At 74.7% G+C, this 15212-nt stretch carries 11 protein-coding genes; 8 read left to right on the top strand and 3 right to left on the bottom strand.

Annotation, left to right across the window (positions count from 1 at the left end; translation table 11 throughout):
• Positions 1 to 85 precede the first annotated feature (85 nt).
• From MCM47_RS19660 to MCM47_RS19645, 4 genes are all read left to right on the top strand, one after another.
• Entirely contained in the window at positions 86 to 1258 is a 1173-nt protein-coding gene (locus MCM47_RS19660) for a VWA domain-containing protein (protein ID WP_238862940.1), read from the top strand.
• 337 nt (positions 1259 to 1595) lie between these two features.
• Entirely contained in the window at positions 1596 to 2768 is a 1173-nt protein-coding gene (gene sucC, locus MCM47_RS19655) for an ADP-forming succinate--CoA ligase subunit beta (protein WP_238862939.1), read from the top strand.
• A 19-nt stretch (positions 2769 to 2787) separates the two neighbouring features.
• On the top strand, positions 2788 to 3669 hold the full coding sequence (gene sucD, locus MCM47_RS19650; RefSeq protein ID WP_238862938.1) for a succinate--CoA ligase subunit alpha: 882 nt from the start codon (positions 2788 to 2790) through the stop codon (positions 3667 to 3669).
• Positions 3670 to 3800: 131 nt separating this feature from the next.
• Positions 3801 to 5447 carry an IS1182 family transposase gene (locus MCM47_RS19645; RefSeq protein WP_238862937.1) on the top strand — a complete coding sequence of 549 codons (1647 nt, stop codon included), beginning with the start codon at positions 3801 to 3803 and terminating at the stop codon, positions 5445 to 5447.
• An 81-nt stretch (positions 5448 to 5528) separates the two neighbouring features.
• On the opposite strand, the gene MCM47_RS19640 is transcribed toward MCM47_RS19645, so the two are convergent.
• Positions 5529 to 7886 carry a LuxR C-terminal-related transcriptional regulator gene (locus MCM47_RS19640; RefSeq protein ID WP_238862936.1) on the bottom strand — a complete coding sequence of 786 codons (2358 nt, stop codon included), beginning with the start codon at positions 7884 to 7886 and terminating at the stop codon, positions 5529 to 5531.
• A gap of 135 nt (positions 7887 to 8021) precedes the next feature.
• Between MCM47_RS19640 and MCM47_RS19635 the strand changes: the two genes are divergently transcribed.
• Positions 8022 to 9665, top strand: a complete 1644-nt coding sequence (locus MCM47_RS19635; RefSeq protein ID WP_238862935.1) for a DUF6350 family protein — start codon at positions 8022 to 8024, stop codon at positions 9663 to 9665.
• Positions 9666 to 9743: 78 nt separating this feature from the next.
• Here the strand turns inward: MCM47_RS19635 and MCM47_RS19630 are convergent, their stop codons facing one another.
• Positions 9744 to 10388, bottom strand: coding sequence for a hypothetical protein (locus MCM47_RS19630; RefSeq protein ID WP_238862934.1), 645 nt, complete (start codon positions 10386 to 10388; stop codon positions 9744 to 9746).
• A 369-nt stretch (positions 10389 to 10757) separates the two neighbouring features.
• On the opposite strand from MCM47_RS19630, the gene purN reads away from it, so the two are divergent.
• Together purN and purH are read left to right on the top strand one after the other, a co-directional pair.
• Positions 10758 to 11417, top strand: a complete 660-nt coding sequence (gene purN, locus MCM47_RS19625) for a phosphoribosylglycinamide formyltransferase (protein ID WP_238862933.1) — start codon at positions 10758 to 10760, stop codon at positions 11415 to 11417.
• The gene (gene purH / locus MCM47_RS19620; RefSeq protein WP_238862932.1) at positions 11414 to 12991 is read left to right on the top strand and encodes a bifunctional phosphoribosylaminoimidazolecarboxamide formyltransferase/IMP cyclohydrolase; all 1578 of its coding nucleotides are present in this window, start codon (positions 11414 to 11416) and stop codon (positions 12989 to 12991) included. Before purN ends, purH begins: the two co-directional genes overlap by 4 nt.
• A gap of 67 nt (positions 12992 to 13058) precedes the next feature.
• On the opposite strand, the gene MCM47_RS19615 is transcribed toward purH, so the two are convergent.
• The gene (locus MCM47_RS19615) at positions 13059 to 13805 is read right to left on the bottom strand and encodes an RDD family protein (protein WP_238862931.1); all 747 of its coding nucleotides are present in this window, start codon (positions 13803 to 13805) and stop codon (positions 13059 to 13061) included.
• A gap of 544 nt (positions 13806 to 14349) precedes the next feature.
• Between MCM47_RS19615 and MCM47_RS19610 the strand changes: the two genes are divergently transcribed.
• Entirely contained in the window at positions 14350 to 15204 is an 855-nt protein-coding gene (locus MCM47_RS19610; protein WP_238862930.1) for a bifunctional methylenetetrahydrofolate dehydrogenase/methenyltetrahydrofolate cyclohydrolase, read from the top strand.
• The last annotated feature ends 8 nt before the right edge of the window (positions 15205 to 15212 follow it).

The following is a 15212-nucleotide window of genomic DNA, read 5'->3' as shown; positions in this document are numbered from 1 at the left end:
CGAAGACCCGAAGAGTCGAAGAGTCGAAACCCGCCCGACCCGACGACCCGAAGTGCCGACGACCGAAGACCCGAAGGAGCATCCGATGGCAGTGACCACCCCCCTCGCCGCCGAGGAGCGGCTGCGCCGCTGGCGGCTGGTGCTCGGCGGCGAGGCGGACGGCACCGGCTGCACGCTGCGCGGCCGGGACGCCGCGATGGACGGCGCGCTCGCCGCCCTGTACCGGGGCGCACCGGAGGAGGGCCGGGCCGGACGGTCCGGCAGGCGCAGCGCCGGGCTGGGTGGATCGGCGCCGCAGGTGGCGCGCTGGCTGGGGGACATCCGCGAGTACTTCCCGACCACCGTCGTCCAGCTGATGCAGCAGGACGCCATCACCCGGCTCGGGCTGGACCACCTGCTGCTGGAGCCGGAGATGCTGGAGGCCGTCGAGCCCGACGTCCACCTGGTCGGCACGCTGCTCTCGCTCAAGCACGCGCTGCCCGAGACCACCCGGGAGACCGCCCGTGCGGTGGTCGGCAAGGTGGTCGCCGAGCTGGAGCGCCGGCTCGCCGACCGGACCAGGGCCACTCTGGGCGGCGCGCTCGACCGCAGCGCCAGGGTGAACCGCCCGCGCCACCGCGACATCGACTGGGACCGCACGATCCGGGCCAACCTGAAGAACTACCTGCCCGAGCACGGCACCGTCGTGCCCGAGCGGCTGGTCGGCTACGCCCGGGCGCAGCGCGCGGTGAAGAAGGACGTCATCCTCTGCATCGACCAGTCCGGCTCGATGGCCCCCTCGGTGGTGCACTCGGCGGTCTTCGGAGCGGTGCTGGCCTCGATGAAGTCCCTGGACACCCGGCTGGTCGTGTTCGACACCTCGGTGGTCGACCTGACCGAGCAGCTCACCGATCCGGTGGACGTCCTGTTCGCCACCCAGCTCGGCGGCGGAACCGACATCAACCGGGCGCTCGCCTACTGCCAGTCGAAGATCACCCGCCCGTCGGAGACCGTCGTGGTGCTGATCAGCGACCTCTACGAGGGCGGCATCCGGGACGAGATGCTCAAGCGGGTGGCGGCGATGAAGGCGTCCGGCGTGCAGTTCGTCGCGCTGCTCGCGCTCTCGGACGAAGGTGCGCCCGCGTACGACCATGCGCACGCCGCGGCCCTGGCGGCGCTGGGGGCGCCGGCGTTCGCGTGCACCCCCGACGCCTTCCCGGACGTCATGGCCGCGGCGATCGAGAAGCGCCCGATTCCGGTGCCCGACCGGAGTGCGTAGCCGACCGGCGCACGGGTTCACCCGGACGGGCGAACCCGTGCCGGCCCGGGCGCCCAAACCGGCGCCTGATCGCACCCGGTGCACGTCACCCGGCCGTAGGCTGGCTGTGACGGTTCTCACCCAATACGGGCATGCCCCGGGCGAAAGAGTCCCGTCGGACGGGGATAACCTGCCAGACGGACGTGACGCGCGTGTTGATTGACGTGTGCGCCCGTGGCTGTGTGGGCCGCAAGGCCGTACCTCTGCGTACCCGCACCGCCCCGACGACCCGCAGCGAAGATCCTGCCGTGGCACGCTCGTAGAGACACAATCCGCGACCACGAACAAGGACAAACACGTGGACCTGTTCGAGTACCAGGCGAGGGACCTCTTCGCCAAGCACGGCGTGCCCGTGCTTGACGGTGATGTCATCGAGACCGCCGCAGACGCTGCCGCCATCGCGGAGCGCTTCGGCGGCCGCGCCGTCGTCAAGGCTCAGGTGAAGGTGGGTGGCCGAGGCAAGGCCGGTGGCGTGAAGCTCGCCTCCGACCCGGCGGACGCCGTCGCCAAGGCCGAGGCGATCCTCGGCATGGACATCAAGGGCCACACCGTCCACAAGGTGATGCTGGCCCAGACCGCGGACATCAAGGAGGAGTACTACGTCTCCTTCCTGCTGGACCGCACCAACCGCACCTTCCTGGCCATGGCCAGCGTCGAGGGCGGCGTGGAGATCGAGGTCGTCGCGGAGGAGAACCCCGAGGCGCTCGCCAAGATCCCGGTCGACGCCAACGAGGGCTGCACCCCGGAGAAGGCCGCCGAGATCGTCGCCGCGGCGAAGTTCCCGGCCGAGGTCGCGGACCAGGTCGCCGAGGTCCTGCAGAAGCTGTGGACCGTCTTCATCGCCGAGGACGCCCTCCTCGTCGAGGTCAACCCGCTGATCAAGTCCGGCGACGGCAAGATCATCGCGCTCGACGGCAAGGTCTCGCTGGACGAGAACGCCGAGTTCCGTCAGCCGGAGCACGAGGCGCTCGAGGACAAGGCCGCCGCCAACCCGCTCGAGGCGGCGGCGAAGGCCAAGGGCCTGAACTACGTCAAGCTCGACGGCCAGGTCGGCATCATCGGCAACGGCGCGGGCCTCGTCATGAGCACCCTCGACGTGGTCGCCTACGCGGGTGAGAAGCACGGCGGCGTCAAGCCGGCCAACTTCCTCGACATCGGCGGCGGCGCCTCCGCCGAGGTGATGGCGAACGGCCTGGAGATCATCCTGGGCGACACCGACGTCAAGTCGGTCTTCGTCAACGTCTTCGGTGGCATCACCGCGTGCGACGCGGTCGCCAACGGCATCGTGCAGGCCCTCGCGCTCCTGGAGAGCAAGGGCGAGGCCGTCACCAAGCCGCTGGTCGTCCGTCTCGACGGCAACAACGCCGAGCTGGGTCGTCAGATCCTGACCGACGCCAACCACCCGCTCGTCGAGCAGGTGGACACCATGGACGGTGCGGCCGACCGCGCCGCCGAGCTGGCCAACAAGTAAGGAAGGGGACTACACAACCATGGCTATCTTCCTTACCAAGGACAGCAAGGTCATCGTCCAGGGCATGACCGGCTCCGAGGGCATGAAGCACACCCGCCGCATGCTCGCCTCGGGCACCCAGATCGTCGGTGGCGTGAACCCGCGCAAGGCCGGCACCACGGTCGACGTCGACGGCACCGAGGTGCCCGTCTTCGGCACCGTCGCCGAGGCCATGGAGAAGACCGGTGCCGACGTCACCGTCATCTTCGTGCCGCCGAAGTTCACCAAGGACGCCGTCGTCGAGGCCATCGACGCCGAGATCGGCCTGGCCGTCGTCATCACCGAGGGCGTCCCGGTGCACGACACCGCCGCCTTCTGGGCCTACGCCGGCTCGAAGGGCAACAAGACCCGGATCATCGGCCCGAACTGCCCCGGTCTGATCAGCCCCGGACAGTCGAACGCCGGCATCATCCCGGCCGACATCACCTCCTCCGGCAAGATCGGTCTGGTCTCGAAGTCCGGCACCCTGACCTACCAGCTCATGTACGAGCTGCGGGACATCGGCTTCTCCTCGGCCGTGGGCATCGGCGGTGACCCGGTCATCGGCACCACCCACATCGACGCCCTCAAGGCGTTCCAGGAGGACCCGGAGACCGAGCTGATCGTCATGATCGGCGAGATCGGCGGCGACGCCGAGGAGCGTGCCGCGGCCTACATCGCCGAGCACGTCACCAAGCCGGTCGTCGGCTACGTCGCGGGCTTCACCGCCCCCGAGGGCAAGACCATGGGCCACGCCGGCGCCATCGTCTCCGGCTCCTCGGGCACCGCGCAGGCGAAGAAGGAGGCCCTCGAGGCCGCCGGTGTCAAGGTCGGCAAGACGCCGTCCGAGACCGCCCGCCTGGCGCGCGAGCTGATCGGCTGACGCCACCCGCTCCTCGAGCGCCCCCGTCCGGATCCCGGACGCTGTTGGTTAATCCGGGGGCTGCGTGACGTCGGCCTGTCCGACCCCGTTGGGGTTGGGCAGGCCGACGTTGCGTTTTGGGAGGGACTGGGGTGTCGCTGCGAGGGGTGGGGCTGGGCGAGGTGCCGGAGGAGACCGCTCGGCTGGCGCGGGCGGTGTTCCCGAAGGGGTGCCTGGCGATGCGGCTGCGGGACGACCTCCAGGTGGTGATCGCGGACGCGGACTTCGCGGGGCTGTACGCGGTCCGGGGCCGCCCTGCGGTATCGCCGGCCCGGCTGGCGGTGGTGTCCGTGTTGCAGTTCACCGAGGGGCTGACGGACCGGCAGGCCGCCCATGCGGTGCGCTCGCGCCTGGACTGGAAGTACGCGCTGGGGCTGGAACTGGCGGACACCGGGTTCGACTTCTCGGTCCTGAGCGAGTTCCGTGCCCGGCTGGCCGCGTCGGACACGGGTCAGCGGGTGTTCGACGCGCTGCTGGACGCGGCCCAGCGGGCTGGGCTGCTCAAGAGCGGAGGGCGTCAGCGCACCGACTCCACGCATGTCCTCGCGGTCACCCGGGACCTGAGCCGGCTGGAGTTCGTGGTCGAGACGCTGCGGACGGCGTTGAACGCCGTCGCGGACACCTGCGGGCAGTGGCTGGCGGAGGTTGCCCGGCCTGAGTGGTTCGACCGCTACTCGGCCCGGCCGGAGGAGACCCGCTTCCCCAGCCGGTGGGCGGCCCGCGCCGCTCACGGGGATCAGGTCGGCGAGGACGGCTTCGCCCTGTGGGAGGCGGTGAGCGGCCCACACGCGCCGCCCGGGCTTCGGGGTCTGCCCGCGCTGGAGGTCATGCGGCAGGTCTGGGTCCAGCAGTTCCAGGTCGTGGACGGGCAGGTGCGGTGGCGGGAGATGAAGAACGTCCCGCCGGGTCTGCTCCGGCTGCGGACCCCGCACGAGACGGATGCCCGCACCGGGGCCAAGAACGACACCGCCTGGAGCGGCTACAAGGCCCACCTGACCGAGACCTGCGAGCCCGGCACGCCGCACCTGGTCACCAACGTCGTCACGACGCCAGCGCCGGTGCCCGATCTCTCGGTCACCGAGCGAATCCACACCTTGCTGGCCGACCGCGGCCTGCTGCCGGATGTGCACCTGGCGGACGCCGGCTACGTCGATGCCGAACAGGTCCACCTGGCCTGGCGCGACCACCGCGTCGAGCTCGTGGGCCCGCTCGCCCGGGACACCAACCGGCAGACGACGCAGTCGGCGGGCTTCGACAACAGCCGCTTCACCGTTGACTGGGACAACAGGCACGTCGCCTGCCCGAACGGCCGGACCAGCACGACCTGGCGGGAGACCACCAGCCACCGGGGCACGCCCGTGGTCCGGGCGAAGTTCGCGGCCCGCGACTGCACCGCCTGCCCGGCCCGTCAGGACTGCACCAGCTCACCCAACGGCCGCTACATCACCCTGCGGCCACGCGCGGAGCACGAGATCCTCCAGCGGCTGAGGCCGCAGCAGGACACCCCGCAGTGGCGTAAGCGCTACAACGTTCGCGCCGGCGTCGAGGGCACCATCGCCCAGGCCGTCAACGCCCTCGACATGCGCCGATCCCGCTATCGCGGACTCGCCAAGACCCACCTGCAGAACCTGTTCACCGGGGCGGCGATCAACCTCATCCGCATCGACGCCTGGCTCACTGGCCAGCCCCTGGCCCCCACCCGCATCACGTCGTTCGCAGCACTCCGCCCCGCTGGATGACCAGCGGGGCGGAGCAATTAACCAACAGCGTCCGGATCCCGGGCGGGGGCGCTCGCCGTTTCCGGGGAGCGCCCCCTCCCGTCACCTCGGCTCCGCGGGCGCCGGGGCGGGGTGCCCGACGTCGTCGGTCGGGCAGGGGCGCAGCGTCCAGACCGTGCAGGCCGGCGGTCCCGCCGTGACCGTGCCGGGCGGCGGCAGCGCCTCGGCGGTGCGCCCTGCGGACGGCAGCTCCCAGAGCCGGCGGGGCGGCGGCGGATCCACCACGACCGCCTCGACCCCCGGGGTGGGGCTGCACCAGAGGCTGTGCACGCCGGTCGGCGGGGCGTCCGGCGGGGCCGGGACGGCGGCGACGGTCCCGGCCGTGGCGCAGAGCGTCGGGGCGGGCGGCTCGCCGGGCCGGAACAGCTGCCCCGGCCCGCCGCCGCTCAGCGTCGCCACCACGGCCGCACCCACGGCGGCGGTGAGCAGGGCGGCGGCGCCGGTCCGGCCGGCGTCGGCCAGCCCGTGCCGGGCGCGCAGCAGTGGCACCGGCGGCCGGTGAGGCTCGGGGCAGCCGCGGACGGCCGCGCGGTGCAGCAGGCCGCTGAGCCGGTCGGCGAAGCCGTCCGCCGCCGGGTCCGGGCCGACCAGCTCCGGTACCCAGAGCGCCAGCGCCGCCCGGGCCGCCCAGACCCGGCCCTCGGCTGCCGCCACCGTGGACTCCACCTCGACGGCCACGGCGTCGGCGGGCAGGCCGAGGCCGTCGTGCAGGACCAGCGCCCGGCGCTGCGGGCGGGAGAGCCGCCTGAGCGCCTTGAGCAGGGCGCGGTCGTGGTCGGTGAGCCGGTCGTGGTCCGGCAGCACCGCCTGCGTCTCGTCGGCCGGGCGGACCTTGATCCGGCGGTGCGGCAGCCGCCAGACGTGCGCCCGGCGCGGGCCGCCGCGGTGCCACGGCGAGAGCGCCGCCTCGAAGGCCCGGGTCCGCAGCCATCCCTCCGGGTCGGGCTCGCCCGACACCTCGACCCAGTGGCGCTGCGCCTCGGCGAAGGCCCGGCCGACGCAGTGCAGGGCCCGGTGCTTGCAGGCGGTGAGCAGGAACGTCTGCTGCACCAGGCGGGCATGGGCGGTCCCGTACAGCTCCTCGAAGGCGGGGGCGGGGGCCGGGGTGTGCGGCCGGTCCCGGCGGGGCCGTTGCCGCCGGGAGTCCTTCGGCTCGCTGCGCGGGCCGGTGCGGGCGGTGGCCCGGGGTGAGGCAGCGACGGAGTGGTCGGGGGAGTCCGGCCGGCCGGGGCGCTGCCGCCGCCGGGAGTCCTTCGGCTCGCCCGCTCCGGCCTCGGCCCTTCCGGCCTGCGCGCTTCCGGCCTGCGCCCTTCCGGCCTGCGCCCTTCCGGCCTGCGCCCTTCCGGCCTCCGGAGTGGGGTCGGTGGCGGTGCCCGGCGGCTCCGACCGGGGGGCCGCGGCGGCCTGCGCGGGAGCGGCGGGCCGCTCGCGGCCCCCGTCGCGGTCGGCCGCCGCCACGGGGGCGCCGGGGCCGGCGGGGGCGGGGTTGCCCGGCCGTTCGGCCGCTCGGTCGGCCGCCCGGTCCGCCGGACGCGGCCGGCCGGCCGGGCCTCCGCGGCGGTGCCGCCCGCCGCCGGGCCCAGCGGTCTCCGGTGCCGTACCGTCCGGCGGTCCGGGACGGGCGCCGTCGCTCGGGCCCTTGCGGCGGTGCCGCCCCCCGGGCGCGGCGGGGGCCGCCGGGCCGCCAGGTGCAGGACGGTCCGGGGACGCACCGCCCTCCGGCGCGCCGACACGGGCGCCGCCGGCCTTCACCCCGCCGGCCTTCTCCCCGCCGGCCTTCTCCCCGCCGGCCTTCTCCCCGCCGGCCTTCACCGTGCCCGCCTTCTCCCTGTCGGCCCCGCTCCCGCCCGGCCGGCCCCGGTCCGGCCCGGCCGAGGAGGCCGAGGGCTCCGCCGCCGTGCCGCGTTCGGGCGGGGCCGGTTCGGGACGGCCCGCGGCACCCGCCGTCTCCCCGGCCGCGGGCGAGGCCTGAGCCGGGCTCAGCAGCGCGGCGAAGGCGCCGATCTCCGCGCGGGTGCGGGTGCCGAGCTTGCGCATCGCCCGGTGCTGGTAGGTCCGCGCGGTGGCCGGGGTGACGCCCAGGGCGGCCGCCGACTCGGCGAGCGGTCGACCGGCCGCCAGGTGGGCCAGGGCCTGCGCTTCACGCGGAGTCAGTTGCCGCAGCAACCGGGACGCCTCCGCGGGGTCGGGGGAGGTCCCGCCGGCCGCCCTGCCACGCGCGCCCCCGGCGGTCTGCCCGCCGGGGGCGGCCTGCGCCTGCGGCGCAAGGGGCGTGCCCTGCGCGGGCTTCGCGGCGGCGCGGCCGCGTCCGGGCCGCCCCTTCCCGGGGCGCCCCTGCGGTGCCGGCTGGTGGTCGGTCGGGGCGCCGGTGGGGCGCTCGGCGGTCGGTGGTGTGCTCATCAGACACTCCGGGCCGGGGTGGGGGCCGCAGCGAGCGGGCCGGGTCCGAAAATGCGCATAAGCCAATAATCTGGGACACGACGGCGGTTTGCCTCTTCACGAAGCATGGCGAGTCGCCTTGGCACCATGAGGCGCATGACGCAGCTGATGGGCCGTCCGATCGTGGAAGTACCGGGTGAACTGGGGGCCAGGCCCGTCCTGGCCGACCTGCTCACCGGGGCGCGGGCGGCGCTGCTCGGGCTGGCGGCGGTCGCCGTTCCGGTGCTCGCGCTCTGGGTGGTGACCCCGTACGCGGACGACGGTGCGGCCGGAGCGCTCCGCCTCGCCGGTGCGCTCTGGCTGCTCGGACACGGTGCCCCGGTCCTGCGCGGTGCCGCGCAGGCCCCGCTGACCGTCACCCCGCTGCTGCTCGGCCTGCTCGCGGTGGTCCAGCTCCGCCGGGCCGGCGCCCGGGTGGCGGCCCGGAGCGGGCCGCGGCCGCGCTGGGGCGGGCCGTGGGCGGTGTGGTGCGGCTACTGCGCGGTGGCGGGCGCGGTGGTGGCCCAGTGCGCGGGCCCCGGACCGTTCCGGGCCCGGGTGCTGCCGGACGTCCTGGTGGTGGCGGCGCTGGCCGCCGTGGCGACGCGCTCGGGTGCGCGGGCCGTCCGCCGGCCCGGGCCCGGTGGCGGGTCGGCCGGCCCGGGGTGGCCGGGGCACTGGCGGCGGTGGCTGGACCGGGTGCCGGGGTGGGCGCGGCCCGACGGGGGAGCGCCGGCGGTCCGGGCGGCCGCGCTGGCGGCCGGAGCGGGGCTGACGGCGGCGGGCGCGCTGGTGGTCGCGGTGGCGGCGGTGCTGGCGGCGGTGGACGGCGCCGGGCCGGCGGCGGCCGTGCTGGCCCGCGGTCCGGCCGCGGTGGCCGGGCTGCTGCTGCTCAGCCTGGCGGTGCTGCCGAACGCGGTGGTCTGGGGCGCGGCGTACGCGCTCGGCCCTGGGTTCGCGGTGGGCGAGGGGACGCTCGTGGCACCGGCCGGGGCGGTGCTCGGGCCGGTGCCGGACTTCCCGCTGTTCGCGCTGGTGGCGGAGCCGGGAGCCGGCGGCTGGCGGCTCGCGGCCTGCACGCTGCCGGCGCTGGCCGGGGTGGTTCCGGCCCTGGTGCTGGGCCGGGCGGCGGCCGGCCCGCGGTGGCCGTACGCCGGGGAGCCGGAGGTGCGCGGCGGGGACGGGCTCCGCCCGGAGGGCGGGAGCTTCGAGGACTACGGCCTGGACGAGCCGGACCCGGCCGAGCCGTCGGCCGCCGCCACCGGGCCGTGGCACCCGGTGGCGACCGCCGTCGCAGTCCTGGTGGCGGCGCTGCTGACCGGTGCGGCCGCCATGGGGCTCGGCTGGCTCGCCGGCGGGGCGCTGGCCGGCGGCCGGATGGCCGAGCTCGGTCCGGTGCCGTGGCGGACGGGTCTGGCGGCGGCCGGCTGGGTGGCCGCGGTGGCGGTGCCGGGAGCCCTGCTCGCCCGGTCCCGCGCGCTGGCCGGGGAGGCGGCGGGGAAGGCGACCGGGGCGACCGGGGAGGGGACCGGGGCGGCGCCCCGGCCGGTCGGCACCGTCGGCCGGTTCGTCGTCACCCTCACCGGCCGGGCCCGCCGGAGCGGGCTCTGGTTGCGGTCCCGCGCCTACGTGCTCGTCCTGTGGCTGAGCGGCGCGCCGACGGCTCCGGACGCCGTCGACGGCCCGGACGGACCGTCCGGGCCGCCCGCCCGGTCGACGGCCCCCGCCGCCCCCGCCCGCGAGCGGCCGGGCACCGACTGAGGTCCGACGCCGGCCGGGCACCGACTGAGGTCCGACGCCGGCCGGGCCCGACACCGACCGGCGGCGGACCGGGCGGGACTACTCGCTCTGCCGGGTCACGTCCACGTACCACTTGGGCGCGAGCCGCTCGCAGTTGTCCGCACCGGTCGTGGTGAGCGAGTCCCGGACGCAGGTGACGTAGTCGTTGTAGTAGAGGCTGAGCCCGATCGCCGAGGTCACGAAGACCACGGTCATCGCACCGGTCAGCACCCCGGCGAGCGCCGCCGGGGTGAGGGGGTTCGGCGCGCCGGGCTCGACCGCCGCGGTGGGTGCGCCCCCGGTGGCACTCGCGGCCGGCTTCGGGGCGCGCATCGCGCCGATGCCCCAGGCGACGGCGAGCGCGCCGACGAACAGGGCCACGTAGTGCAGCGCGGCCAGCGCGCAGATCAGCGAGGCGATGCCGGCCAGCGCGGCGTTCCGGGCCTTGCGCTGCGCCGGGTCGTTCGGGTCGAGGCGGGGCGGCTGCGGGGCCGGGGGCCGCGGGTGCCAGCCGCCGCCCTGGTAACCCGGGCTCCACGGGTGCGGCGGCGGGACCTGCGGGCGCTCCTCGGGACCGCCCTCGCCGTCGGACGGCTCCGATCCGCCGGTGGGCCGGGGGTTGCGCGGCCGCCACGGCTGGTCCGGGGCATCCGCCGGCGGCGGCGCGAAGGGGTTGCGCTCGCCGGTGTCGTCACCGCTGCTCATGGTTTCAGCCATTCCTTACTCGGTCGGTGGGGCGGACGCCCGCGCCACCCTATGATCCCGCAGCCGTGCCGGGGCAGCCCTGCGGCCTGTCACCGGGCCGGGACACCCGCTCGGGCGCCCGGCGCCGACGGGCCCGGCGGGCGGGAGGAGATCCCCGTCTCAACTACGCGCGTAGCGCCCGCAGGCCGTTTCAGAGGCCGTCCGACCAGCCGTTATCGTGGTGACGGTCAGCAGCTCACAGAGGTTCCCCGGGGCCCGCGTCGTGGCGGGTTCTCCTGGTGTTCCCCCTCGCTCGACCTGCCGTTCGTAGTGGCCCCACCGCCGGTGGACGTACCAGCGGGCGGCGCCCGACCTACGGAGAATCGCGCAGTGGCCGCCGCCCCCGCTCAGCTCTTCCCGCCCCGCACGCCCGGACCGGCCCGCCTGGTGGTGCTGGTCTCCGGCTCCGGCACCAATCTGCAGGCGCTGATCGACGCCGCCGCCGACCCGGCCTTCGGTGCACGGATCCTCGCCGTCGGAGCGGACCGCGACGGCATCGCCGGCCTGGAGCGCGCCGAGCGCGCCGGCCTCCCGGTCTTCGTGCACCGGGTGAAGGACCACGCCGACCGTGCCGACTGGGACCGCGCCCTGACCGCCTCCGTCGCCGCGTACGAGCCGGACCTGGTGGTCACCGCCGGCTTCATGAAGATCCTCGGCCCCGCGTTCGTCGCCGCGTTCGCCGGACGGATCGTCAACACCCACCCCGCACTGCTGCCCTCCTTCCCCGGTGCCCACGGCGTCACCGACGCGCTCGCCTACGGGGTGAAGGTCACCGGCTGCACCGTCCACCTGGTCGACTCCGGCGTGGACACCGGGCCGATCATCGCGCAGGGCGTCGTCGAGGTCGTCGACGCCGACCACGCCGATGGCGGCGACGCGCTGCACGAGCGCATCAAGACTGTCGAGCGCAAGCTGCTCGTCGACGTCGTGGGCCGGCTGGCCCGCGAGGGTCACCGCATCGAGGACCGAAAGGTATGGATCCCGGCATGAGTGCCAGCTCCACCACCCCCCCTGTCTCCGAGAACATCCGTCCGATCCGTCGCGCGCTGATCAGCGTGTACGACAAGACCGGTCTGGAGGAGCTGGCCCAGGGCCTGCACGCCGCCGGGGTCGCGATCGTCTCCACCGGCTCCACCGCCGGCCGGATCGCCGCCGCCGGCGTGCCGGTGACCGAGGTCTCCGAGCTGACCGGCTTCCCGGAGTGCCTGGACGGGCGCGTGAAGACGCTGCACCCCCGCGTGCACGCCGGCGTGCTCGCCGACCTGCGCCTGGAGTCGCACCGCGCGCAGCTGGCCGAGCTGGGCGTCGAGCCCTTCGACCTGGTCGTCGTGAACCTCTACCCGTTCAAGGCCACCGTCGCCTCCGGCGCCACCCCGGACGAGTGCGTCGAGCAGATCGACATCGGCGGCCCGAGCATGGTCCGCGCCGCCGCCAAGAACCACCCGTCGGTGGCCGTCGTGGTCGACCCGGCCCGCTACGGCGACGTGCTGAAGGCCGTCCAGGAGGGCGGCTTCGACCTCGCCACCCGCAAGCGCCTGGCCGGTGCCGCGTTCGCCCACACCGCCGCGTACGACGTCGCGGTCGCCTCCTGGTTCGAGGCCGGCTACGCGCCGAGCGACGAGCGGTTCCCGGAGTTCCTGGGCGGCACCTACGAGCGCCAGAACGTCCTGCGCTACGGCGAGAACCCGCACCAGGGCGCCGCGCTGTACGTCGACGGCACCGGCGGCCTGGCGGGTGCGGAGCAGCTGCACGGCAAGGAGATGTCGTACAACAACTACGTCGACACCGACGCCGCCCGCCGCGCCGCGTACGACCACGCCGAGCCGGCCGTCGCGATCATCAAGCACGCCAACCCGTGCGGCATCGCGACCGGCGCCGACGTCGCCGAGGCGCACCGCAAGGCGCACGAGTGCGACCCGGTCTCCGCGTACGGCGGCGTGATCGCGGTCAACCGCCCGGTCACCGTCGAGCTGGCCGAGCAGATCGCCCCGATCTTCACCGAGGTCGTCGTGGCCCCGGGCTACGAGGACGGCGCCGTCGAGGTGCTGGCCCGGAAGAAGAACCTGCGGGTGCTGCTCGCCCCCGAGGCGCCGGCCAACCGCCGGGAACTGCGCCCCATCTCCGGCGGCGTGCTGCTGCAGGAGACCGACCGGGTGCACGCCGAGGGCGACGACCCGGCGACCTGGACGCTGGCCACCGGTGAGGCGCTGTCCGAGGCCGAGCTGGCCGAGCTGGCGTTCGCCTGGCGGGCCTGCCGGGCCGTCAAGTCCAACGCGATCCTGCTGGCCAAGGGCGGTGCCTCGGTGGGCGTCGGCATGGGCCAGGTCAACCGGGTCGACTCGGCGAAGCTCGCGGTCGAGCGGGCCGGCGAGCGGGCCAAGGGCTCGTACGCGGCCTCCGACGCGTTCTTCCCGTTCGCCGACGGCCTGCAGATCCTGATCGACGGCGGCGTCAAGGCCGTGGTCCAGCCCGGCGGTTCGATCCGTGACGAGGAGGTCGTCGCGGCCGCCGCCGCGGCCGGCGTGACGATGTACTTCACCGGCACCCGCCACTTCTTCCACTGACGCGACGACGGAGCGGCCCGGCCCCCTCCGCGGGGGCCGGGCCGCTCCGTCGTGCGCGCGGGAACCGCTACTTCTTGATCACCAGCGTGCCGGCGGCACGGTCGTGCCAGCCCTGCAGCTTGCCGGAGTTGTCGAAGAACGGCGACAGGTAGACCAGCGCGGCACCGATGTAGCAGAGGAAGGCGCCGACGATCGGGATGATGAAGCGGATGAAGCCGCCGCCGAGGCCGGGGACCTGGCCGGTGCTCTCCTTGACCACGCGCAGGCCCATGGCCATCTTGCCGAGAGTGGCGCCCGCGAACGAGACCATCAGCCACTCGTAGAGCAGGTTGAACAGCGAGAGCACGCCGACCATGATCATCATGGTGACGAAGAAGCCGGCGGCGGCCTCGTTGTTGCTGTTCAGGCAGTCGTAGTACGCGGAGTTGGAGCCGCCGTACGAGTACAGGCTGCTGCAGTCCTTCTGGTCCTTGGCGATGCCCAGAGCGCTGGCCAGGCCGAGCGCCATCACCAGTGCGACGATCGCGCCGATCGCGAGACCGTCGATCAGGCGGGCCAGGAACCGCTGGCCCATGGTGGCGAGCTTCACCGCGCCGAGGTGGTGAAGGTTGATGTAGCCGTTGTTCGCCTGGAGGGTGCCCGGCATCGGCGTGTACCCGTACGCCTGCTGCTGCGGGACGCCGTAGGCCGGAGCCTGCGGCGGCTGCTGCGGGTAGCCGTAGCCGGCCGCCGGCGGGGCCTGCTGCGGGTAGCCGTAGCCCTGCGGCGGCGGCTGCTGGCCGTACGGGTTGTTCGGGTCGGGCGGGTAACTCATCGATGCCTCCGGGCAGGATGTGGGGACTGGTGGCGGGACGGCACGGGACCCGGAACGGACCGCCGGTCGAGCCTGCGGTCGCTCGGGAGGGTGGCGGAGCGCGGTGACGAAGAGGGCGCGCAGGAAGCGGCGCCCGCCGGCCGGCTCAGAGCCGTGGGAAGCGAGGGAACGAGGGCCTCGGTGCGGACGGCGGCAACCAGGGCTGCGGGCACGGCGGCACCCCGCCGTGGCGGTCGGGCGGCACGGTCTGGTGTGGTCGGCTCACTCTGTTCTTCCCCCGGGTACGCCCCGCCGGTGTGTCCGTCGGCCCGTCACCGGGCCGGATGCGGCAGGGAATGCCCGCTTATCGTCAACCCGACAACCCGGCCCTGTCCAGCCGCGTTCGCGCACCGGACCGGACTGTGGCGCAACCGCAACGTGGGCCGGACGCTCCGGGACCCTTCGCGGCCGCTTCCCGGCCCGGCGGGCGGCCGCGAACCGGACCTCCGCGGGGGTGGCACCGGGGCTGGCGCGGAAGCTTGCGGCGATCCGGGAGAATGGGGTCATGACTGCCCAGATTCTCGATGGCAAGGCCACCGCGGCCGCGATCAAGTCCGAACTCGCCGCCCGCGTGGCGGCCCTCAAGGCGAAGGGTGTCACGCCCGGCCTCGGCACCGTCCTGGTCGGCGACGACCCGGGCAGCCGCTGGTACGTCAACGGCAAGCACCGGGACTGCGCGGAGGTCGGCATCGCCTCGATCCAGCGCGAACTGCCCGCCACCGCCACCCAGGAGGACGTCGAGAACGTCGTCCGCGAGCTGAACGCCGACCCGGCCTGCACCGGCTACATCGTCCAGCTCCCGCTGCCCAAGGGCCTCGACCAGAACCCGGTCCTGGAGCTGATGGACCCGGACAAGGACGCCGACGGCCTGCACCCGACCTCGCTCGGCCGCCTCGCGCTCGGCATCGAGGGCCCGCTGCCCTGCACCCCGCTGGGCATCGTCGAGCTGCTGCGCCGCCACGACGTCGAGATCAACGGCGCCGAGGTGGTCGTGATCGGCCGCGGCGTCACCGTCGGCCGTTCGATCGGCCTGCTGCTCACCCGCCGCAGCGAGAACGCCACCGTCACCCTCTGCCACACCGGCACCCGGGACCTCGGCTACCACCTGCGCAAGGCCGACATCGTCGTGGCCGCCGCGGGCGTGCCGCACCTGGTCAAGCCGGAGGACGTCAAGCCGGGCGCGGCCGTGCTGGACGTCGGCGTCAGCCGCAGCGAGGGCAAGATCGTCGGCGACGTCCACCCGGGCGTGGCCGAGGTGGCCGGCTGGATCTCCCCCAACCCCGGCGGCGTGGGCCCGATGACCCGCGCGATGCTGCTCAACAACATCGTCGAGGCGGCCGAGCGCCGCGCCGGCGTCTGACACCAGAG

This window comes from Kitasatospora sp. A2-31 (assembly GCF_022288725.1).
Lineage (GTDB): Bacteria > Actinomycetota > Actinomycetes > Streptomycetales > Streptomycetaceae > Kitasatospora.
Note: the sequence above shows the minus strand (reverse complement) of the source record. Positions and strands in the feature narration are given on the sequence as shown.

Coding starts and splice junctions, on each gene's coding strand:
- MCM47_RS19660 (WP_238862940.1), top strand. CDS start 86: ATGGCAGTGACCACCCCCCTCGCCGCCGAGGAGCGGCTGCGCCGCTGG.
- sucD (WP_238862938.1), top strand. CDS start 2,788: ATGGCTATCTTCCTTACCAAGGACAGCAAGGTCATCGTCCAGGGCATG.
- MCM47_RS19640 (WP_238862936.1), bottom strand. CDS start 7,886: ATGAGCACACCACCGACCGCCGAGCGCCCCACCGGCGCCCCGACCGAC.
- MCM47_RS19635 (WP_238862935.1), top strand. CDS start 8,022: ATGACGCAGCTGATGGGCCGTCCGATCGTGGAAGTACCGGGTGAACTG.
- MCM47_RS19630 (WP_238862934.1), bottom strand. CDS start 10,388: ATGAGCAGCGGTGACGACACCGGCGAGCGCAACCCCTTCGCGCCGCCG.
- purH (WP_238862932.1), top strand. CDS start 11,414: ATGAGTGCCAGCTCCACCACCCCCCCTGTCTCCGAGAACATCCGTCCG.
- MCM47_RS19615 (WP_238862931.1), bottom strand. CDS start 13,805: ATGAGTTACCCGCCCGACCCGAACAACCCGTACGGCCAGCAGCCGCCG.
- MCM47_RS19610 (WP_238862930.1), top strand. CDS start 14,350: ATGACTGCCCAGATTCTCGATGGCAAGGCCACCGCGGCCGCGATCAAG.